Genomic DNA, 19905 nt, shown 5'->3' with positions numbered 1-19905 from the left:
CCGAACAGCAGCAGTCCTCGCTGCCGCGGTTCGTTCAGTTGTGCATTGAGCAGTTCTCCACGAGACACCTCCCTCACGACTCAATGAGCTCCCGCCAACTTTTTTAAAGGCAGCCGAAGCCGCCTTTAGCCGTACTAAGTTCGGAGAGACACATGTCCATTAATGTCTTCGCTGGTGCTCGCAAGGCCCTGGCTGCTTCCATCACCATCGCGGTCCTCGGCTCCTTCGGCGCCATCACTCCGGTCCAGGCGGCCGACAGCACCCTGACTGCTTCGCAGACTGTGGCGACCGCCAAGATCAACGCCTTCACCAATACCGACTGGCTCAACGGCGTGTTCCGCCGTGCGCCGGCGGTGTCGATCCCCAACAGCACGGCGAACAAGGCAGCCTTCGGCGTCGGTTCGGCCGTGCGCCTGGCCGATGGCCAGGTCCGCAAGGTCACCAAGGTGTATGAAGTCGGCGCCAACCTCAGTGTGTTCTTCGACGGCGCCCTGCTCGACGGCGGCAAGGTCGGCGCGCCCAACAGCGTGAGCACCGGCAGCACCAGCACCACGACGACCACCAGCAGCACGACTACCAGCAGCACCACCACCATCGGCGTGGTGCACACCTCGGCGATCAATGCCTTCACCAACACCGATTGGCTGAACGGCGTGTTCCGCCTGAAGCCGGGCTTCTCCATCGCCGCCAGCGAGGCCAACAAGGCCGCGTTCAAGGTCGGTGTCTCGGTCAAGCTGGCTGACGGCCAGGTGCGCAAGATCACCGTCGTGCAGGTCGTCGGCAGCAACATGAGCGTGTTTGTCGACGGCGCCGTGGTCAACGGCAACCTGGTCGGCGCGCCGAAGACGCTGGCCGTGCTCGGCACCACCACCAGCAGCTCCACCACGACGACCGCACCGGCGACCAGCACCACCAGCACGGTGAGCTCGGCGATCAACGCCTTCACCAACACCGACTGGCTGAACGGCGTGTTCCGCCTGAAGCCGGGCTTCTCCCTGGTGGCCAGCGAGGCCAACAAGGCAGCCTTCAAGGTTGGTGCCACGGTCAAGCTGGCCGACGGCCAGAGCCGCAAGATCACCAGCGTCCAGGTGGTCGGCAGCAACATGAGCGTGTTCGTCGACGGCGCAGTGGTCGACGGCGCGGTGGTGGGCTATCCGAAGACCATCAGCGTGGTCAGCAGCACCTCGTCGGGTACCACCTCCGGTGGTACGACCAGCACCGAAACCGCGCTCACCCAGCCGGTCACCAGCAGCCCGAGCACCAGCACCGGCACCCCGATCAAGCTGGTCGGCGTGAACCTCTCCGGCGCCGGCTTCGGCCCGTCGGTAGTGCCCGGCGTGCACGGCACCAACTACATCTATCCGGCCGAGTCGTACTACAAGAAGTACGCCGACAACGGCATGAACCTGGTGCGCCTGCCGTTCCTCTGGGAGCGCATCCAGCCGCGCCTGAACACCGAGCTGAACTCGGCCGAGCTGGCCCGCCTGATCCAGTCGCTGGACTATGCGCAGAAGCACGGCGTGAAGGTCATCCTCGACCTGCACAACTACTACCGCTACTTCGGCAAGCTGATCGGCTCGGCTGAAGTCCCGATCAGCTCCTTCGCCAACGTCTGGCAGCGCCTGGCGCAGAAGGTCCTCAACCACCCGGCGGTCTACGGCTACGGCCTGATGAACGAGCCTTACTCCACCAACGGCCTGTGGCCGCAGGCAGCCCTGGCCGCCGCCAAGGCCGTGCGCCAGGTGGATGCCAGCCGCTGGATCTTCGTCGCCGGCGACCGTTGGTCGAGCGCCTGGCACTGGCCGTACTACAACTCCAAGCTGATCGCCGACCCGTGGATGCGTGATCCGAGCAACAACCTGGTGTACGAAGCGCACATGTACATCGACAAGGATTTCTCGGGTAACTACTTCGACAAGACCGAGACCTTCGCCCCGAACATCGGTATCGAGCGCGTCAAGCCCTTCGTCGAGTGGCTCAAGGCCAACAAGCTGCGCGGCTACATCGGCGAGCACGGCATCCCGGACTACTCGAGCTCGGCGCAGGTGGCGATGGACAACCTGCTGGCCTACCTGCGGCAGAACTGCGTGCCGTCCACCTACTGGGCAGCCGGTCCGTGGTGGGGTGAATACGCCCTCTCGCTGGACGTCTCGAGCAACAAGTACCGCCCGCAGCTGGCGATCCTGAAGAAGCATGCCGCCGCCGCCAGCAGCTGCACCACCATCGGACCGCTGATGTAAGGTCCGGGCAGGCCACGCGGCCTGCCACAACTTCGGCAACAAAAAAGAAACGGGCCCTGGTGGCCCGTTTCTTTTTGTCTGTTTTTATTTGACGACCAACTATGCCGGCACTTTGCCAAGTTGTTCGGCCACGCCCGTCTATATGGCCGATGGCGCTTCGCTTTGCCGTTTCGCTTTAACGAAGCGCTCGGAAAAATTGTTTTGGTAGATTCGTGAAGTTCCGGTGTGCTTGGCTGAAGGCCCCGTCACAGAAGGGCTGGCGAACTCTACAACCTCTCGTCGCATTGTTTTGGCAGCGCTTGTACCGTTCGCCGAAACAACGGAACTCGAAATAGACCACCCGGTCCCCTTTTATGTGCGCACTGCAATTGCACGCCCTGCGGCAACGTCGCAAGGCCGTGTATTCAACGGACCGTGGTCATCCGGCCAGAACCCGATAAAGGTGGATCAAATGACGACACCCGATGAAGAAATCACAGGTTACGGCGGCATAGCCAAGACCGGTTCCACGACCCCACAGGCCGATCGCACGATCGGCAGCGGCACGCCCCACAATGCGACTCCATCGAGCCCGGCCTACCAGGCGCAGACGGGCTCGGCCCAGGGCGGCCGCGTCGGCAGCGACACGCCGCCCAGCGAGGACCTCAAGGCCAAGGCCCGCCAGGCCGCCGAGCAGGTACAGAACCAGGGCAAGGCGCATCTGGACAGTTATCGCGGCACCGCTGCCGACGAGTTGGAGAAGGTCGCGCAGAGTGCCAAGGCCGCGGCGGCGGAACTGGAGAACCAGGACCGCGCCGACCTCTCGCGCTATGTCGCGGACATGGCCCAGGGCATCACCCGCTTTGCCGACGACCTGCGCGGCCGCAGCGTGGACGAGCTGGTCGGCGACCTCAATCGCATGGCGCGCAACAACCCGGCGCTGTTCATCGCCGGCAGCGTGGCCCTGGGCTTCGGCCTGACCCGCTTCGCCCGGGCGTCCAGCCATCGCCCGGCCGAGGACTACCATCGGCCCGGCCAGCATGACGAACGCTACACCGGCTCGTATGGCGACAGCAGCCACCTGCCCAGCCAGAGCGAGATCAACGAGCACATCGCCAGCGGCGAGCCGCGCGCCAGCGTCGGCAGCCTGAGCAACACCAGCACCGCGACCTCGAGCCCCACGCCGCGCAGCAATGGCCTGGGCACCAACGGCAAAGGCACCAACGGAGGGCTCGTTCCATGAGCGAACAACGCAAGTTCGACACGACCTACCAGACGCAGACACTGCATCCCGAGCAGGACCATTCCGTCGGCGGCCTGTTGCGCCAGCTGACCCGCGAAGTGCCGGCGCTGTTCACCAAGGAGCTGGCGCTGGCCAAGGCCGAGCTCGGCGAATCGCTGCGGGCCACCAAGGCCGGCGTGGCTAGCGTGGCTACCGGCGGCGCGGTATTGCTGGCCGGCTTCATCGTCCTCCTGTTCGCCGGGGTCTACGGCCTGGCGACCATGATGCCGGCGTGGCTGGCGGCGCTGATCGTCGGCGGCATCGTGGTGATCATCGGCATGGTGATGGTCGCGGCCGGCAAGAAGAAGTTCGAGGCCTCCTCGTTCAAGCCCGATCGCACCATCCATTCGCTGAACAAGGATAAAGAAGCCGTAAGGGGGCACACATCATGAGCACGCACCACGAGATTGACGCCCAGGCCCAGAAAGACCCGGAAACCCTCGAGCGCGAGATCGACCAGCAGCGCGCGGAGATCGGCAACATCGTCGAGGAGCTGGAGAGCAAGTTCTCGCCGGGCCAGTTGATCGACACCGCGCTGGGCTACGCCAAGGGCAATGGCGGGGAATTCCTGCATAACCTCGGCGACACGCTCAAGGCCAACCCGGTGCCCACGGTGCTGACCTCCATCGGTCTGGTCTGGCTGATGGCCGGGCAGAACCGCCGGCCCGACTATGGGGTTGGCGTGTCGAGCGGCCCGAGCATGGGCGACAAGCTGTCGGCCAAGGCCGCTGGCTTGAAGAGCCGCGGCGCGGACGTTCGCGACAAGGCCGGGCAGGTCCGCCAGGACATGTCCGCCTCGCTCGGCAACGCCCGGGCTCGGGTCAGCGAGAGTGGCCGGCATGCTGGCGAGCGTCTGCGGCATACCGCCGACCGGACGCGCAGCGGCTTCAGCCACCTGCTCAACGAGCAGCCCCTGGCGCTCGGCGCCATGGGCATCGCGCTCGGTGCGCTGCTGGCCGCGGCCGTACCACCGACCCGTCGTGAGGACGAGCTGCTGGGCCAGCAGAGCGACGAGCTCACCGGGCGCCTGAAGCGCAAGGCCGAGGAGGGCTATCGCCAGGTCAGCGCCAAGGGTGAAGAGATGGCCCACCGCGTGCAGGAGGAGATGAGCCAGCCGTCCCAGACGCAGGCCCAGACCCGCCCGACGGCCTCCGGGCCGCACTGAGGGAAAATATGCGGCCGGGCTTGAGTCCGGCCGCATAACCCCGGATAATCCGCGCCCGGCGCCGGTGTAGCTCAGTCGGTAGAGCAGCGCATTCGTAATGCGAAGGTCGCAGGTTCGACTCCTGTCTCCGGCACCATTAAACAGTTTCATGCAGTGCCAAGCAGTGCCATGAACCCCTCAAGAAGCCCGCCTAGTGCGGGCTTCTTGTTTCATGCGGTGCCATCCAGTCTCATCCAAGCGCTTGTCTTCTGAGTACCTCTGCGAGTACCTTTGGATTGTTCAATAATCTATAGGTACTCGGCATGCCTTTGACGGCCTTGCAGGTAAAGAATGCTGCGCCACGGGAAAGAGACTATGGGCTTGCCGATGGCGGCGGTCTGTTCCTCTGGATTCGTGCTGCAGGTGGCAAATCCTGGCGCTTCCGATTTCGCCTGGATGGCAAGCAGTCGCACATTTCCCTTGGCACCATCGACAAGGTAACGCTGGCACAAGCGAGGCAGCTCGCGTCCGACGCTCGCCAGCTTGTCGCGCAGGGGCGGCATCCTGGGCTTGAGCGGAAGGTTGCGCGCGCCCAGGCGGCAATATCTCGCGCCAATACATTCAAGAGCCTTGCATTGGAGTGGCATCAGCATAAGTCGTCGCGCTGGTCGGCAGGTTATGCCGGTGACGTTATGGAGGCTTTCGAGCTGGACATATTTCCCCAGGTGGGGAACTTGCCGCTAACCGAAATCAAGCCTATGCACTGGCTACAGGTTTTCCGTCGCATCGAGGCGCGCGGAGCCCTGGAGAAGCTGCGCAAGGTTCGGCAACGTTGCCAAGAGGTTTACCGTTTCGCGATTGCCACGGGACGCGCTGAGTACAACCCAATCGCGGACGTGGGAGGGGCGCTGCAGACCCCTACGTCCCGACACTACCCCTTCTTGCCCATTGCTGAAGTTCCGGAGTTGATACGCAGCATTCAGGCGTGTCCGGGGCATGACGTCGTAAAGATCGCTACCCGTCTGCTAATTCTGACAGGGGTACGAACGGCCGAGCTGAGAGGGGCACCATGGGCTGAGTTTGACCTCGATAGGGAACTCTGGCTGATCCCCGCTGCGCGTATGAAGATGCGCCGTGCTCACCTTGTCCCGCTCTCCAGGCAGGCGGTCGCCGCGTTGCGTGAACTGCAAGGCATCACTGGCGGCTACACGCTGGCATTCCCGGGCCGTAACGACCCAGCAAAACCTATGAGCGAGGCTGCCATCAACCAACTGTTGAAGCGTTCCGGCTACAACGGGCGCGCTACTGGTCATGGATTTCGCCATACGATGTCAACCACCCTGCACGAACAGGGGTACCCCAGCGAGTGGGTCGAAACCCAGTTAGCGCATGTGGACAAGAACAGTATTCGCGGCACCTACAACCATGCTCAATATCTGGAGGGGCGACGAGAGATGCTGCAATGGTATGCCAACCATCTGGATGAGCTGCATGACTAGCCCTCAAGCCGCCCCCATTAAGCGCCGGCCACTTGTCACGCGTTGTGATCCGCTTCGGCTGTGCGATTTCATTGGCTACTACAGGCAGGAGTTGGGCTGCAGCGATGAGGAGGCAGCCTTTGCGACAGCAGATATCTTTCGGAGGCTTGAGACCAAATATCCGCAACTGAGCGCTAACACATGCTGGGCTGCAGAGGTGCTCGACCCAACCGCTCGACGCAGCTCCCGGGGATTTCAGACCGCCCGGATCGTCAGGTACTTTGAGCTTCAGGCTCTTAGTAAGAGCAAACGCGAGCCGTTTATCTTGATCGAAGACGATCTGGACGAGGAGTGCCGTGCCTCTGATGCAGCTGTCTACTTTTCACCATCGGTGTTGACCAGGCTAATCGAGGAATATTGGGGCTGGGATCAGATACCTCGCTTCATTCACTCGGATGTATCAGGCAGCAAGCAAGGTGAAAACGCCCAGCCAGTAGCAAGAGCGCACCTGAACACACGAGAGCTACTCACTGTGCAGCGACTCACTGGGGCTCTCATGGCGATGCTTACTGCGAGCGCCAACCAAGAGAGTGCGCGGCGCACGATCTTGAACTCGACACTTTGCTCAAAAGGAGTCCAGAACCAGGGGCCTTTCTCAGCCGCTCAAGGCCTTACATACATTGCCGATCGACTGGGTATCAGCGACTTCCCCGACACCGATACGGTGGCGAAGTACCTTCCGACGAAACAGGGTGAGACATAGAGCATCGCATCTGTTTTCCCGAATTCGGTTTTTTCTGCCGGCGCGTGCCATTCAATCCAGAGCCATCTCAACAGGACTCATGGAGACCTCGAATGGCACTGGCATCCCCCTTAACTCCCGCACTGATACGCCTCCCCGGTGTTTGCACACAGGTTGGTTTGAGCAAGTCACAGATCTACCGACTCATCCGTAGTGGCGAGTTCCCGCCCCCGGTACGGCTTGGCCCGAATTCGGTCGCCTGGCCTGCTGAGCATGTCCATGCTTGGATCGCAGACAAGGTTCTTGCGTCAGCTGGACAAAGGCCTTGATGAGTCGTCATGAGGAGCGCATTGCAAAGATTCGTCGCGGGCCTGGGAACGCTGCCAAATCCGCGCAGGTAGCGCCCCGCTCACGCCAAGAGAGCTCTCATGACGGGAAAGGAGAAGCTGCTTCCCGCCACATGTTCTTGCCCGGTTTTGCCATCGGGGCCTTTCCAAACCACCTCAATCGGTCGAGCCTGATTGCCCCGATCGCTCGCAATAAGCGGAAAGAACACTCGAAGACCAGGATGGTGACACGCCGAGATTGCGTCCTGGAGTACAGGGGAGAGCAGCTGGATGAGGCGGATGGAGACTTAATCATGGCGTTGATCGCGTTCGCCCAGCCGTTCCCGCTTGGCGACCCCGTTCTGCTGAATCGCAAACAACTGCTCAGGAAGATCAAACGTGGAGTCATCGGCAGCTCGCAATACGAGTGGCTTTATCGAAGCATGAAGCGTTTACGCCAGGCCACGTTGTTCCTCGAGGCGCTCAAACCAGATGGGTCTACCCGATACACGGTTGGGATGATGGAGTCATTCAACATTCTTAAGAGCCTCAGCTATGACAACGAGACCTACTGCTACACGCTCGACCCGCATTGGATTCTGATGTTCGGAAATCGGGAGTACAGCCTGATTGACTGGGGAAAGCGTTTACAGATCCGCCGCGGGCTGGACATGGCCAAAACGCTGCAGCGACTGATCGCCACGTCCTCTGACCGAGTGCAACGTTACGCACTTGAGGGACTCAGGGCCCAAATGGCATATGGCGGGCGCCTAAGAGACTTCCGTGACAGCCTTGGTCGAGCTGTATGCGAGCTGGAGCGTCTGGAGATCATCGTAAGGGGCTGCATTCAGGACAGCAGCCGGGGCAAGCCACAGTTGGTTCTATGGCTGCCTCCCGAGCGTTTTGACGCAGCGGCATAGCGCCGCGCTTCTGATGGCATAGCGTCGCTCCAGGGTGGCATAGCGTCGCGCAGCAGTGGCATAGCATCGCAGAGAGCGCTTATAACAATTTGATTTTATTAATAAAAAAAGAGAAAAACTGGCTACTACCTTTTATCTACCTTACTTCTACGCACAGAGCCTGTGGATAATATCCTCCTCCTTCGGCTCACTTGCCCAAGACGCCATGAAAGGCCTCGAAGCACGCGTTTATTCGCGTCGAACCTTGTCCAGCAAAGCCACGACCTGCTCTTCAGTCATGTCTGCCAGGGCTGCTACACCGGCACGGACAACATCCGAACGAGAGGCCCGGAATCCACGCGGAATCAGACTGAGGCGATCAATTTCCTCACTGATTTGGTCTGTCAGCGAGAAGGTGACGCGCTTAAAGACTGCTGCGCTCTGTGTTGGGGTATTCGGTTTGACCATCGTGTTGCCCTGATTGTTATTTAAGAGCAGCAACTTACGTAAGTGAGGTGCGCTTTTCAACCTGTGAAGGCCTTCGCTCGGTTGATCGCACCGCAACAGACTGGTTTCAGGCCAAGCGGGTAGCATGTTGAAAACGACGCACTTACGTAAGTTGCTTAAGTTAAGCAGATCACCTATGATTCCTCTACAGCAGGTCGCCCCATGTCTGCTCGCCGGAATCTGCCGGCCAGGAGGCGCATCATGGTTGTTGCTGAGTTCACGCTTGATGCAGGGCTCGTCGTGTCTAACGAGTTGCCGATCCTGGATGAAGGTGAGTCGATCATGTTCCGTGGGTGCAGCTACAGAGGTCGGGCCTCAATGCTCATCGAGGTACTGAGCGATGGGCGCGTAGCAGACTCAATTGTCTTTCCGGGACTGGTCGCCGGCCGGTTTCCGATAGAGCTGTCTCAGTTGTAGGCGCGTTGGCTAAGTGGAGCGGACGGTGGCCCTGAATTCGCAGTTTCACGACATCTACCTGTCCATGCCGATGGAAGCCACCCTGCTGCCCGAGCTCCAAGGCCTTTCGTACTGGGGGCGGACAGTCCACGAGATTCTTCAAGAGGTTAATCCGCGCCTCATGGGTCAACTGGCAAAAGGTCAGGGGTTGCGGACATATATCGAGCGGAAGCAGGGCTATCTCCAGATTGAGGCTGCTCGGCTTGAACGGCAGTGGCGGCGGCTGCACCCGCTGAGTGCTGATGCCGGCTACCTGGCTCGCGCCAATTGGCAGCGACACTGCAAGCTGGCTGTGCGGGAAATGCTGATCGATGAGCTCGCCAAGAGCCTGAGCGGCAGCACAGTCGATATGTAGGAATCGATCGTTCAAATCCATTGATGGCAAAGGAGTTGCGGCTATGTCGGCAGTCAGATCTTTCCTTGGGGCGGTTTGGTCGTATGGCGTTTCACTGCCGCTGTACGTGATGTGGAGCCTCATCGTCAGTTCCGTGAGAGCAGCCTTCGATTTCTTCTACCCGCGTGGCTACAGGCCTTGCAATGAGCTGGCGGATGCGTTCGTCGAGGAATGCGCCAATCGCCCTGCCGGGCAGTCCGTCCGTTTGCCTTGGGTGGATAGCTCGGCAACCCACTCGGTGGTGATGAACAACACGGGGCGCCTGCTCTCCTATGTGGCTATCGCCCGCGGCTGGTTTGGGGTGGCAGTGAAGAATTCCGGTACCCAGTACCAGCCCAAGCGTACCTATCGCTACTACTACCGCCGCAGCCTGACCGGTAACTGGTTTGCCGAAATCTGGTCGGTGCCGAAGTCCGGCTTCATTGCTGCCGCGCTGGCCATTCCGTTCGTGGACATGGCGCGGGACGTGATGCGGGGGCGCACCTTCGTCAAGCAGGACTCCTTTTCCATCGGAGAGTGGGTGCCGCTGCCTGGATATGAGGGGCTGATGCTGTTGATGGCCGGGTTGCTGCTGGTGATCTGCTTCCTGCCTCGGGCCCTCCTGGGGCGTGGCACTCACTTCGCGGCGATAGCGCCGATCAATGGCGGTGCCTTTGGTGGTTATGGCTGTGCCCAGGTCATCAACTGGGCGGCGGCAATGGCGGGTCTTTCCTACCTGTGGCTGGCGATGGGCGCCGAGTGGGATGTGGGGGCGGTGGTGAGCTTCATCACCAGTGGCTTCTCGGCCTTCGTGAGCGAGTTCATGGCGAGCATGGTCAATCCGGGACCGCAGGTTCTGTTGATGATCCCTGTCGTGATTGCGGTGGGAATCCTGTTTGGCATGGCCTGGACGGTGATCCCGGCAGCAGCTTTCTGGTACGTCTCCCTGCGCTTTATTGCTGCACGCAACGCCAAGGCACAGCTTGAGGCTCTGCCGTTCAACTCTACCCAGGCTGCCATGTACCTGGGCAGCGACTTCGAGAAGCTCGCCGAGCTGCGTGCTCCGCAGGTAACCCTCGGCTACCTGATGTACATAGGCCTGATGGTCGGCATCATCCTCTACCCCATCCAGACTTGGGTGCGCTCGCTTTTCTGATCTCTCCAGACGCGCTATGCGATGAAAGCCCCACACAGTGGGGCTCTTCCCGGGCTCACTGGCTCGGAAAATCAGCACCTTAGCCGGTCCCGGCTACTGGCCCGAAGCTATCCAACCGGTTAAGGTGCGGCATCGATCACACATAGCTCGCAGGGAAGTGTCGCGGCGCCGCCTTCCCCGCACAGTGGAAGGAATACAGCGTGAACCAGCAAAACCTCGCCGACTTCATCTGGAACGTGGCCGACGTGCTGCGCGGCGACTTCAAACAGTCCATCTACGGCCGCATCATTCTGCCCTTCACCTTGCTGCGCCGGCTGGAGTGCGTGCTGGAGCCGACCCGCGACAAGGTGCGCAGCCAGTACGAGAGCATGAAGGCCAGTGGCGTGGACATGGACCTGATCCTGCCAACCACCGCAGGTGCCACCTTCTACAATGTCTCGCAGTTCTCGTTGGCGAGCGTGGGCTCCACCAGTACCCGCGCCAACCTGGAGGACTACATCGCCAAGTTCTCCGCCAACGCCCGCCAGGTGTTCGAGCACTTCGCCTTCTCCGACTGGCTGGTGCAGCTCGACAAGGCCAACCTGCTGTACTTGGTGACGCAGAAGTTCGCCAGCATTGACCTGCATCCGGAAACCATCAGCAATCACGAGATGGGCCTGGTGTTCGAGCACCTGATCCGCAAGTTCGCCGAATCCGCCAACGACACCGCAGGGGAGTTCTTCACCCCGCGTGACGTGGTGCGCCTGGCCACCACCCTGGTGTTCGCCCCGGATCATCAGGCGCTCAACGGCGAAGGCGTGGTGCGTACCGTGTACGACTGCGCCGCCGGCACCGGCGGCTTCTTGTCCTCGGCCATTGAGCAGGTGGCCGAGTGGAACCCCAATGCTCGCCTGGTGCCCTACGCCCAGGAACTCAACCCGGAGACCTACGCCATCTCCGTGGCGGACAAGCTGATCCAGGGCTTCGAGACCCGCAACATCAAGCTCGGTAACACCCTGTCCAACGACCAGCTGCCTCATGAGCAATTCGACTACTGCCTGGCCAACCCGCCGTTCGGTGTGAAGTGGGAGAAGGTGCAGAAGCAGGTACAGGACGAGCACAGCCAGCAGGGCTACGCAGGCCGCTTCGGCCCCGGTCTGCCGCGGGTGGGCGATGGCTCGCTGCTGTTCCTTATGCACCTGCTGTCCAAGCGCAAACCCGTTGAGCTGGGCGGCAGCCGCATCGGCATCGTGCTGTCCGGCTCGCCGCTGTTCAATGGCGGCGCCGGCTCCGGCGAGTCGGAGATCCGCCGCTGGATTCTGGAAAACGACTGGCTGGAGGCGATCATCGCGCTGCCCACCGACCTTTTCTACAACACCGGCATCGGCACCTACATCTGGGTGCTGTCCAACCACAAGGACGCGCTGCGCAAAGGCAAGGTGCAGCTGATCGACGCATCCGGCATGCACGCGCCGATGCGCAAGAGTCTGGGCAGCAAGCGCAAATACCTGTCGGACGCACAGATAGCAGAGATCGCCAAGCTGCATGAGGCGTTCGAGGAAGGCCCGAACTCCAAGATCTTCGCCACCACCGACTTCGGCTACCGCCGCATCACCGTCGAGCGCCCGCTGCGTCTGCGCTTCTCGGTCACCTCGGACAAGCTCGCCGCCTACCAGAACACCAAGGGCGCCGATCAGGTCGAGGCCTTTGCCGGTGTGCAGGACGAGTTCGACAACCTGCCGGCTTTCCTCAAGGCCGCCGGCATCAAGAAGCTCGGCAAGGGCGCGCTGAAGGCCGCACTGGCCTGCTTCGGCGAGCGTGACGCCAGCGCCCAGTCGGTGCTGGACGACAAGGGCAACCCGCAGGCCGACTCCGACTTGCGCGAGTTCGAGAATGTGCCGCTCAACCAGAACATCGACGACTACTTCGCCCGCGAAGTGTTACCCCATGTGCCGGATGCCTGGATCGACGCTGGCAGGACCGACGCGAAGGACGGCCAGGTCGGCATCGTCGGCTACGAGATCAACTTCAATCGCTACTTCTACATCTACCAGCCGCCGCGCCCGCTGGCCGAGATCGATGCCGACCTCAAGGCCGTGGAGGCCGAGATCGCCGCGCTGCTGGGTGAGGTCACGGCATGAGCAATTACAAGCCCTATCCGGCCTATAAGGACTCCGGGGTGGAGTGGTTGGAGCGGGTGCCGGAGCATTGGGATACCCAGCGTATTCGGTCCCTGATTGACTCCGCTCAGAACGGCATTTGGGGTGATGATCCTGACGGCGGAGTTGATGATATTCCCTGCGCGCGTGTCGCTGACTTTGATCGCAACAATTTCACTGTTAAAGGGGAGCTTCCCACGCTGCGTAAAGTGCCTGAGGCTCAGCGTCTATCCCGTCAGGTTAATCCCGGTGACCTCCTTATCGAGAAGTCAGGTGGCGGTGAGCAAACCACGGTTGGAGTTGTCGTTCAGTACCAGGGGGTGGAACCGGTCATTTGCTCCAACTTCGTCGCCGTGGTTAAGCCCAAAAAAGGGGTCTTTCCGCGTTGGCTCTGCTATACCAACGCGCATTTGTATTCGGTCGGTGTGAATGTTCGCTCCATCAAGCAGACCACAGGAATTCAGAATATCGATTCTGACCAGTACTTTTCTGAGCGAGTGGCAGTGCCGCCGGAAAGTGAGCGTCAGGCTATTAGTGCCCACCTCGACCGCGAAACCGCCCGCATCGACGCGCTGATTGAAAAGAAAACCCGCTTTATCGAACTGCTGCGCGAAAAGCGCCAGGCGCTGATCACCCATGCCGTCACCAAGGGCCTCGACCCCAGCGTGAAGATGAAAGACTCCGGCGTGGAGTGGTTAGGAGAAGTGCCGGAGCACTGGGAGGTTCGTTCCGTTTCCTCCGTGAGCACCAAAATCACAAACGGCTATGTTGGGCCAACCAGAGATATCCTGGTTGAGGAGGGAGTGCGTTACCTTCAGTCGCTTCATATCAAGGGCAATCAAATCAAGTTTGATGTCCCTTACTTTGTGACGGATGAGTGGAGCAATCAGCACCGGAAGTCCATCCTTGAGACCGGGGATGTGCTGATTGTTCAGACTGGTGATATTGGCCAGGTTACTGTCGTAACCGATGAGTTTGCTGGCTGCAATTGCCACGCTCTCATTATCGTTGCGCCTGAGCGAAGCATCATCGCGGGGGAGTGGATGTCGTGGGTTTTCAATTCCAGCTACGGCTATCACACGCTGCTATCCATCCAGACCGGTGCCATGCACCCGCATCTGAACTGCGGCAATGTCAAAGATGTGTTGCTCCCGCTGCCGCCACTCACCGAGCAGCGTGAAATCATGAAGCACATTGAGCATGAGGAGCGGAGAGTTGCTGCTTTGGTTGGCAAAACCGAGCGCAGCATCGAACTCCTAAAAGAGCGCCGCTCTGCCCTGATCACCGCTGCCGTCACCGGCCAGATCGACCTACGGGAGGCGGTATGAGTCAGGGCCGCAGTCTGCGCCTGTTTCTGGTGGATGGCACGCCCAATGGCCTGCTCACCGCCGAGATCATGAACTGGACCGGCCATGTACTGACCGGACCGCGTTCCAAGCTGGCCGAACTGGTACAGCGCCCCGAATGCGCGCGCACCGGCGTGTACTTTCTGGTCGGCCCCGACCCTGACAACAGCCTGCGTTCAAAGGTGTATATCGGCGAGTCGGACGATGTGGCCAAGCGCCTGAAGATCCATAACCGCCCGGAGGATGCCGGCGGCAAGGACTTCTGGGAGCGCGTGTGTCTGGTCACCAGCAAGGACCAGAACCTGACCAAAGCCCATGTGAAATATCTGGAAAGCCTGCTGATCGGCATCGCCGGCAACCTCGGCCGCTGCGAGCTGGTCAACGGTACAGCGCATGAGTACGTCAGCCTGCCCGAGTCCGACCGTGCTGATATGGCATTCTTCCTGGAGCAGATCCGTACCGTACTGCCGGTGCTGGGCTTCGATTTCCTGCGCGAGCTGACCAAGCCTTCCGCGCCCGCTGCTGCCAGCACGGCGTCACCGGTCAGCCGCTCCCCGCGCTTCAGCCTGGAGGTGCCACGCTACCGACTCAGTGCTCAAGGTCAGGAAATCGACGGCGAATTCTTCGTGCTTAAAGGCTCCAAGGCTCGCGCGGAATGGGTAGGCACCGAGCGCGGCTACCAGGGCTTGTTCAAGCAACTGGTTGACGAAGGCGTGCTGGTCACCGATGGCGGCGAGCACTTGACCTTCAGTGATGACTACGCCTTCAGCAGCCCTAGTGCGGCGGCGGCTGTGGTTTGTGGTCGTTCTGCCAATGGTCGAACCGCCTGGGTGGTGGAGGGTAGCGGCGAGACCTATGCAGCGTGGCAAGATCGTCAGCTAAGTGCTGCTGATGTTGCGAGTGTGAGCGAGGCGGCTGATGAGTAAGGCTCAGTCGACGCAGCGCCTGATCCTAGTGGACTACGAGAACATCGGCAAGATCGACCTGTCGCTGCTCGACGCCTCCTATCGGGCCATCATTTTTGTGGGAGCCAAGCAGAACACGCCCAAGGCTTCGCGCAAGCCTTCTGCGGCACATCGTTTCTCGCGTGTGGACTTCCAGAAGATTGAAGGCGTGGGCAAGAACGCGCTGGACTTTCACATAGCCTTTCAGCTGGGGCGTACCTTTGAGACTGCGCCGGAAACGCAATGCATCGTCCTTTCCAAGGACAAGGGTTTCGACCCGCTGCTGGCCTACCTGAATAAGAACGGCTTGGCGTGCCAGCGCATTGCTGCGCTTGAAGAATTGGCGGCGGAAGAACTGCCTGAGCCAGTAGCTCTATCCCCAGAAGATGCCTGCGGACGCTGCGGCAAGGCCAGTTGCGTGGAGCACCTGGGAGGCCAGTGGTGCAGCCATTGCGGCCATTTCTCAAGCCCGCCGGATCCACAACAGATGCCTTCACGCCAGGCGAAGTATCGCGAGAAGAAAAAAGAAAGTTACGGCTATGAGCCGCTAATGGGCACGTGTGCCTGGTGCCACCAGCGTACCGACATGAGCGGCGGCATCTACGACGACGGTGAGTGGATGTGCCCAGGCTGTATCAGCGGATACGCCAGGTAATTTGAATTTAGACCTTTGGATTTGTCGCAGTAAGGGATTAGGCGTCGATGAAACTCACCACCAGCTGGTTGAAGCCACCCTATGCGAGTGGCGGTATTGATCACCTCGGCACTCAGGCGCCTTGCGTAATGATCTATGGTCAGTTACTGCCTGGCATTACCAATGTCACTGATCGGGCGCGCTATTACTCGTTCTATCCCTGGTTGGTATGGTCATATGACCAGCGTTATGCGAAGGACGATTACAACCACTTCGTCGAGAGGTTTCGGCGTGCTGATTGCCTGTTTACTCTGATTGCCGAACGGCACGCACAGGTGACCGACCTCAGTAACGAGCGACACGGCATCGCTATGGTCGGTCGCACCAAGCTGGTTCCCTCGCTCGCCAGTCTGAAGGCCGGTGAACAGCTACGGCTATCGCTCTACGCGACGACCGAGGATTCTCCCCAGCGCTACTTCATGAATCGGTTGGGTGGTCTTTCGCAGTACTACGCAGGCACTCTGGCCGACCTGCAACTGATGGAGTCCTCCGGTCGATCCTGGAGCTTCTATAGCAGCCAGTATGGCGCACCGCTTGCGCAAAGCGTTGATGCGTCGGTGCCTGGTGAGCGGTTCTGGGAGGTTGTCGAGGACGACTCGGTGACGCTCGATGATCTCGACGAGCTGAGCCCATTTTGTGCTTGCAATATTTCCGGCAGCCTGAGCGAGCATCAGCAGCTCATTGATATTTTTTTCGATACTGGCAACCGATATTCAGAGGAAGGCGCTCAGCGACGCCGAAGCCTAGGTCTGATACAGCAACTGGCGGAAGCTCTGCCGGACGAATGGGATCTGACCGAGGAAGTGTTCCGCGGTTGTGTCTATAGCGCCACTCTGCCTACTGGCGAGGCGTGGGAAATTCCCGATGCCTTGCAATCCACTCAGGCGCACTGGGCCGTCTATGTGCGCAATGACCTTATGTCGGTCGCCTTCCAGACGATCCTCGCCATCTGCCTGCAGGAACTGCAACCGCAATCGGCGGCGCAGCGGCGGGTATTTCACAGTGTCGAGGCTTTCGCCGACTGGTTTGCCGGCTCGGCAACGGTTGCCGGAGTACTGAGTGATCTGGGGGCGGGCAGTTTTGGCGACCTAGTTGCCAGCAGCCGGACGAACGCCCCTGCGGTCACTGACTGGACAAACGATGCGCATGAGATTCAGCTGGGTTGGCAGTTGATTGGTGGCTGGCAGCCGGGCGTGGACATTGCGCCGCTGCTTTCACATAGCCTAAGCCTGCTGGCTATGCTGGTTGCTCGCGATGAAACAGGGCAGCAGCCGTATTCAGGGCTGGCGATCACTCTTGAGGCGCTCAGGGACTATCCGATCAATCTCATAAGCTTTCGCAGCCGTTGTGCCGACTGGCAGACGATGCCTCTCGAGCATGTAGTGGCCGATTTGGTCGTTTGGTGTCTGGACACCCATCTTCGAGTGGCGCTGCGCAAACTCCGGCAGTCCAACCGCTCGACCTTCCATTTGCGACCGTCCGAGCGAGGCCTGGAAGTGGTGGGCGACCAAGTCCCGCCGCCATCCTCGACCACTCCTCGTTTCCGGCAGGCGGTGCAGATCCTTCGCGACCTCGGAATGCTGGCGCGTGATGACAGCAACATGATCAGGTTGACTGCATCTGGTCGGACGCAGATGGAGGTCGCCAGTGTCTGACGAAGTCTCTCTTCTAGAAGTGGGTCAAGCGTGGAGGTTATGAGGCTTCGCTGATCACCACCTTCAACGCGACGCTGCCTTTCTACGAGGAGGTATTGCTGCGCAAACTGGTCGCAGCTGGATGCCGGCATAACGTGGTGCTTATGGATCGGCGCCAATGTGCAGCTTCATGGGAAAGCCAGGCGACCCGACCTCGTCTGGCTGGTCATGCCTACACGCTGCTACCGATCGGCGTGAGCGGCGCGTTTCACCCGAAGGTCTGTCTGTTGCTGGGGGCGAAGAAGGCATCGATTCTGGTCGGCAGCCACAATCTCACGCTATCGGGGCTCGGTTTCAACCGCGAAATCACTAACTGGATCGAAGTTGGCGGTGCCAAGGATGGTGAGGGTGCCGCCGTTCTCAAGGCTGTCTGGCTGATGCTCCGTGAGTGGATCGAGCTGGAACGCGGCAAGGCTCCTGAGCCTCTGTTGGAGTCGGCGCTGGCAATTGGTCGTTTCATCAGCCCTTTGATTGCCACGGCTGGAGACATGGGCTCGCCTGCCGTGCTGGCGCAAGGTCCGAGAGGGCAGGCGCTGATCGATCAACTTGCTGAGCGGATTACAGCCCCTGTCAGGAGGATTGCGGTGCTAGGGGCGTTCTTCGATCGGCAGCTGGCTCTGCTCAAGGAGCTGAAGGCCCGCTGGCCCGCCGCAGATATCGTGGTGGGTATCGATCCCGACTCGGTCCAGCACCCCGGCAGCTATGACGGTGAAATCGTTCGGTATGTGGATGCGCGTGAGGCTACTGATCGGACCGGCTATCTCCATGCCAAGGTTCTCTATTTTGAGACGCATGACCCAGCTGCCGATGTGTTTGTCAGTGGTAGTGCGAACCCCAGCCGTCCTGCATGGATAGATGGAGCGAATGGCAATGTTGAGGCCGTAGTGCTTCAGACAGGCAGTGCCGCCCGGCGTGCTGCAGAGGCTACTTCGATGCTCAGCCTGTTTGAGTTGCCCGAGCTGGAGCCAGATGCGTTCACTGCGATCCAGGCGCGCAACGAGGCCACCGAGATCGAACAGACGACTTCGTTGCCACTGCTTTCGGGCTTTTCAAATGGGGATAGTGGCCTGATACGCATCAGCTATCGGGGCGAACAGATGTCGGTAACTGCAGCCGTAGTGCTTGGCCCGAACCAGGAGAAGTTGGAGACGCTTGCACCACTGGACCTGCGTGACGACGAGGTCGTGTTCAGAGCCAAGGTTGAGGCGACAGAGATTCGCTCCTGTCTGTTGGAGCAGGACGGCAGGCCGATCGCCCGGGCGATGATTCTGCACCCTTCGATCATTGAGTCGAGCTCCCGGTCCTCTAAGCAGTACCAGATTCGTTCGGCACTCAGTGAGCTGGGCTCGAGTGATGCAGATATCTCCAAGGTAATTGCCAGTGTTGAGCGGGTGATCTTCGCAGAGCAGTCCGATCACGAAATCCAGATGGCGATCCGTGAGTGCCGAGATAAAAAGCATGCGCTTTCAGCTGAGGATGGACCGACATCGTTGGTGATCAGCGTAAGCGACATGGCTCGGATGAAGCGCAAGCAGCGCGTGTTGAAATCCGGTGATCTGGCCTACCTGATCGATGTGCTTATGCGTCGCCTGAGCGATGGTCTCGAGGTGCAGAGCATCGAGGTTGATCGGTCTGGCCGGAGTGAAGAGGAACAGGTTGGCCAGGAGGACGATGGCAGCGAACAGACGAGCGAGCCAGTCGAGAAGCCTCAGTTCTCCGACGCTGAAATTGCTCTGGCCGTTGCTAGGAAAGCTAGGGCATTGAGCAGAAAAATGGTCGAGCAGCTGAAGCTGGCTAGCCAGGACGAGTCAAGGAAAGTCAGTGCGTCGATCCAGCTGATTGCGGTGCTGGCTCTGATTCGTGAGCTGCGCCATCTGGACAAGCAGAAGCGCTGGCGAGCCACCGGGCAGGATCTCGTGGAAGAGCGGGATCGTCGCTATCTACTCGATGAAAGCATCAGGTATTTGCTCGGTTCGGAGTCGCGGCTGCTAGAAGTGATCGACAAGACGATCGACGACAATGCTGATGAGACGATGCAGCTGCGTACCTTGCTGATCTGGCTGGCTTGGGACCTGGGCGATGAGCTGACGGCCAAGGTCAGCCTAATGTGGGGCGCGGACGAGAGACTCCGCAGGTTACAGACGAATGCGGTGTTCCTGCGGCTGATGCCGTCGATCGCTGCAGACCAGGGTGCCAGTGCAGAGCTGCGCGAAAGCATTCAGCGAACACTCAAGACCACGCCGAGCGCCTCCATTCAGGCCGAGCAATGGCTAGGTCTGCATCTGGCTTATGGTTCCTCTTGGTCGCAGGGACAGAAGGACATCGAAGAGTTTGAGCTTGGCGGCTACTGCAGGGTTCCGAGCTTGGATGATGAACCGAGGGTCATCGTCGAGCTTGATCAGAATAACGTCGGCTTTTGGGATTTCGATGATGTACGGAAGTTTAAGCGTGACCGGGTAGTTGCGCTGATGCCGACACAGCCAGCTAGTTACGCCCCGAATTGAGCC

17 protein-coding genes and 1 tRNA gene are annotated in these 19905 nt (G+C 60.3%); 17 read left to right on the top strand and 1 reads right to left on the bottom strand.

Going from position 1 to position 19905, the window contains the following annotated elements:
* Positions 1 to 152: 152 nt before the first annotated feature.
* The 9 genes from L3N39_RS13510 (at position 153) to L3N39_RS13470 (ending at position 8111) form a co-directional block, all read left to right on the top strand.
* Positions 153 to 2240, top strand: coding sequence for a glycoside hydrolase family 5 protein (locus tag L3N39_RS13510; RefSeq protein ID WP_237257943.1), 2088 nt, complete (start codon positions 153 to 155; stop codon positions 2238 to 2240).
* Between the two features lie 451 nt (positions 2241 to 2691).
* Positions 2692 to 3462 (top strand): hypothetical protein, encoded by a 771-nt coding sequence (locus L3N39_RS13505; RefSeq protein WP_237257942.1) that lies wholly within the window; start codon positions 2692 to 2694, stop codon positions 3460 to 3462.
* Positions 3459 to 3893 (top strand): phage holin family protein, encoded by a 435-nt coding sequence (locus tag L3N39_RS13500; protein WP_237257941.1) that lies wholly within the window; start codon positions 3459 to 3461, stop codon positions 3891 to 3893. The genes L3N39_RS13505 and L3N39_RS13500 overlap by 4 nt, the downstream gene beginning before the upstream one ends.
* Positions 3890 to 4666, top strand: coding sequence for a DUF3618 domain-containing protein (locus L3N39_RS13495; protein ID WP_237257939.1), 777 nt, complete (start codon positions 3890 to 3892; stop codon positions 4664 to 4666). Before L3N39_RS13500 ends, L3N39_RS13495 begins: the two co-directional genes overlap by 4 nt.
* 60 nt (positions 4667 to 4726) lie before the next feature.
* Positions 4727 to 4802: transfer RNA gene (locus tag L3N39_RS13490), tRNA-Thr, on the top strand.
* A 166-nt stretch (positions 4803 to 4968) separates the two neighbouring features.
* Entirely contained in the window at positions 4969 to 6144 is a 1176-nt protein-coding gene (locus L3N39_RS13485) for a tyrosine-type recombinase/integrase (protein WP_237257938.1), read from the top strand.
* Complete coding sequence (locus tag L3N39_RS13480) at positions 6137 to 6886, top strand: hypothetical protein (RefSeq protein ID WP_237257937.1); 750 nt, start codon at positions 6137 to 6139, stop codon at positions 6884 to 6886. Before L3N39_RS13485 ends, L3N39_RS13480 begins: the two co-directional genes overlap by 8 nt.
* Positions 6887 to 6978: 92 nt before the next feature.
* A complete protein-coding gene (locus L3N39_RS13475) occupies positions 6979 to 7194 on the top strand; it encodes a helix-turn-helix transcriptional regulator (protein WP_192315274.1) in 216 nt (71 codons plus the stop codon).
* 311 nt (positions 7195 to 7505) lie between these two features.
* Positions 7506 to 8111, top strand: a complete 606-nt coding sequence (locus L3N39_RS13470) for a hypothetical protein (RefSeq protein ID WP_237257936.1) — start codon at positions 7506 to 7508, stop codon at positions 8109 to 8111.
* A 228-nt stretch (positions 8112 to 8339) separates the two neighbouring features.
* Here the strand turns inward: L3N39_RS13470 and L3N39_RS13465 are convergent, their stop codons facing one another.
* A complete protein-coding gene (locus L3N39_RS13465; protein WP_139134158.1) occupies positions 8340 to 8618 on the bottom strand; it encodes a ribbon-helix-helix domain-containing protein in 279 nt (92 codons plus the stop codon).
* 421 nt (positions 8619 to 9039) lie between these two features.
* Here L3N39_RS13465 and L3N39_RS13460 point away from each other — a divergent pair, with 421 nt between their 5' ends.
* From L3N39_RS13460 to L3N39_RS13425, 8 genes are all read left to right on the top strand, one after another.
* Positions 9040 to 9408 carry a hypothetical protein gene (locus L3N39_RS13460; RefSeq protein WP_237257934.1) on the top strand — a complete coding sequence of 123 codons (369 nt, stop codon included), beginning with the start codon at positions 9040 to 9042 and terminating at the stop codon, positions 9406 to 9408.
* Positions 9409 to 9451: 43 nt separating this feature from the next.
* Complete coding sequence (locus L3N39_RS13455; protein WP_192315281.1) at positions 9452 to 10582, top strand: hypothetical protein; 1131 nt, start codon at positions 9452 to 9454, stop codon at positions 10580 to 10582.
* 200 nt (positions 10583 to 10782) lie between these two features.
* The gene (locus L3N39_RS13450) at positions 10783 to 12702 is read left to right on the top strand and encodes a type I restriction-modification system subunit M (protein WP_237257931.1); all 1920 of its coding nucleotides are present in this window, start codon (positions 10783 to 10785) and stop codon (positions 12700 to 12702) included.
* A complete protein-coding gene (locus L3N39_RS13445) occupies positions 12699 to 14048 on the top strand; it encodes a restriction endonuclease subunit S (RefSeq protein ID WP_237257930.1) in 1350 nt (449 codons plus the stop codon). The genes L3N39_RS13450 and L3N39_RS13445 overlap by 4 nt, the downstream gene beginning before the upstream one ends.
* A complete protein-coding gene (locus L3N39_RS13440) occupies positions 14045 to 14992 on the top strand; it encodes a GIY-YIG nuclease family protein (RefSeq protein WP_237257929.1) in 948 nt (315 codons plus the stop codon). Before L3N39_RS13445 ends, L3N39_RS13440 begins: the two co-directional genes overlap by 4 nt.
* A complete protein-coding gene (locus L3N39_RS13435) occupies positions 14985 to 15665 on the top strand; it encodes a PIN domain-containing protein (RefSeq protein WP_237257927.1) in 681 nt (226 codons plus the stop codon). The genes L3N39_RS13440 and L3N39_RS13435 overlap by 8 nt, the downstream gene beginning before the upstream one ends.
* Before the next feature lie 47 nt (positions 15666 to 15712).
* Positions 15713 to 17359 (top strand): hypothetical protein, encoded by a 1647-nt coding sequence (locus tag L3N39_RS13430; protein WP_237257926.1) that lies wholly within the window; start codon positions 15713 to 15715, stop codon positions 17357 to 17359.
* Positions 17360 to 17454: 95 nt separating this feature from the next.
* Positions 17455 to 19902, top strand: coding sequence for a phospholipase D-like domain-containing protein (locus L3N39_RS13425; protein ID WP_237257924.1), 2448 nt, complete (start codon positions 17455 to 17457; stop codon positions 19900 to 19902).
* The last annotated feature ends 3 nt before the right edge of the window (positions 19903 to 19905 follow it).

It is taken from the genome of Pseudomonas oligotrophica, assembly GCF_021726475.1.
In the GTDB taxonomy this organism is placed as follows: domain Bacteria; phylum Pseudomonadota; class Gammaproteobacteria; order Pseudomonadales; family Pseudomonadaceae; genus Stutzerimonas; species Stutzerimonas oligotrophica.
This window is presented reverse-complemented; position numbering and strand designations above follow the sequence as displayed.

Excerpts from the sequence above, each read along its gene's own strand:
- L3N39_RS13480 (WP_237257937.1), top strand. The coding sequence starts at position 6,137 with ATGACTAGCCCTCAAGCCGCCCCCATTAAGCGCCGGCCACTTGTCACG.
- L3N39_RS13510 (WP_237257943.1), top strand. The coding sequence starts at position 153 with ATGTCCATTAATGTCTTCGCTGGTGCTCGCAAGGCCCTGGCTGCTTCC.
- L3N39_RS13500 (WP_237257941.1), top strand. The coding sequence starts at position 3,459 with ATGAGCGAACAACGCAAGTTCGACACGACCTACCAGACGCAGACACTG.
- L3N39_RS13430 (WP_237257926.1), top strand. The coding sequence starts at position 15,713 with ATGAAACTCACCACCAGCTGGTTGAAGCCACCCTATGCGAGTGGCGGT.
- L3N39_RS13455 (WP_192315281.1), top strand. The coding sequence starts at position 9,452 with ATGTCGGCAGTCAGATCTTTCCTTGGGGCGGTTTGGTCGTATGGCGTT.
- L3N39_RS13505 (WP_237257942.1), top strand. The coding sequence starts at position 2,692 with ATGACGACACCCGATGAAGAAATCACAGGTTACGGCGGCATAGCCAAG.
- L3N39_RS13435 (WP_237257927.1), top strand. The coding sequence starts at position 14,985 with ATGAGTAAGGCTCAGTCGACGCAGCGCCTGATCCTAGTGGACTACGAG.
- L3N39_RS13470 (WP_237257936.1), top strand. The coding sequence starts at position 7,506 with ATGGCGTTGATCGCGTTCGCCCAGCCGTTCCCGCTTGGCGACCCCGTT.
- L3N39_RS13445 (WP_237257930.1), top strand. The coding sequence starts at position 12,699 with ATGAGCAATTACAAGCCCTATCCGGCCTATAAGGACTCCGGGGTGGAG.
- L3N39_RS13485 (WP_237257938.1), top strand. The coding sequence starts at position 4,969 with ATGCCTTTGACGGCCTTGCAGGTAAAGAATGCTGCGCCACGGGAAAGA.
- L3N39_RS13440 (WP_237257929.1), top strand. The coding sequence starts at position 14,045 with ATGAGTCAGGGCCGCAGTCTGCGCCTGTTTCTGGTGGATGGCACGCCC.
- L3N39_RS13475 (WP_192315274.1), top strand. The coding sequence starts at position 6,979 with ATGGCACTGGCATCCCCCTTAACTCCCGCACTGATACGCCTCCCCGGT.
- L3N39_RS13495 (WP_237257939.1), top strand. The coding sequence starts at position 3,890 with ATGAGCACGCACCACGAGATTGACGCCCAGGCCCAGAAAGACCCGGAA.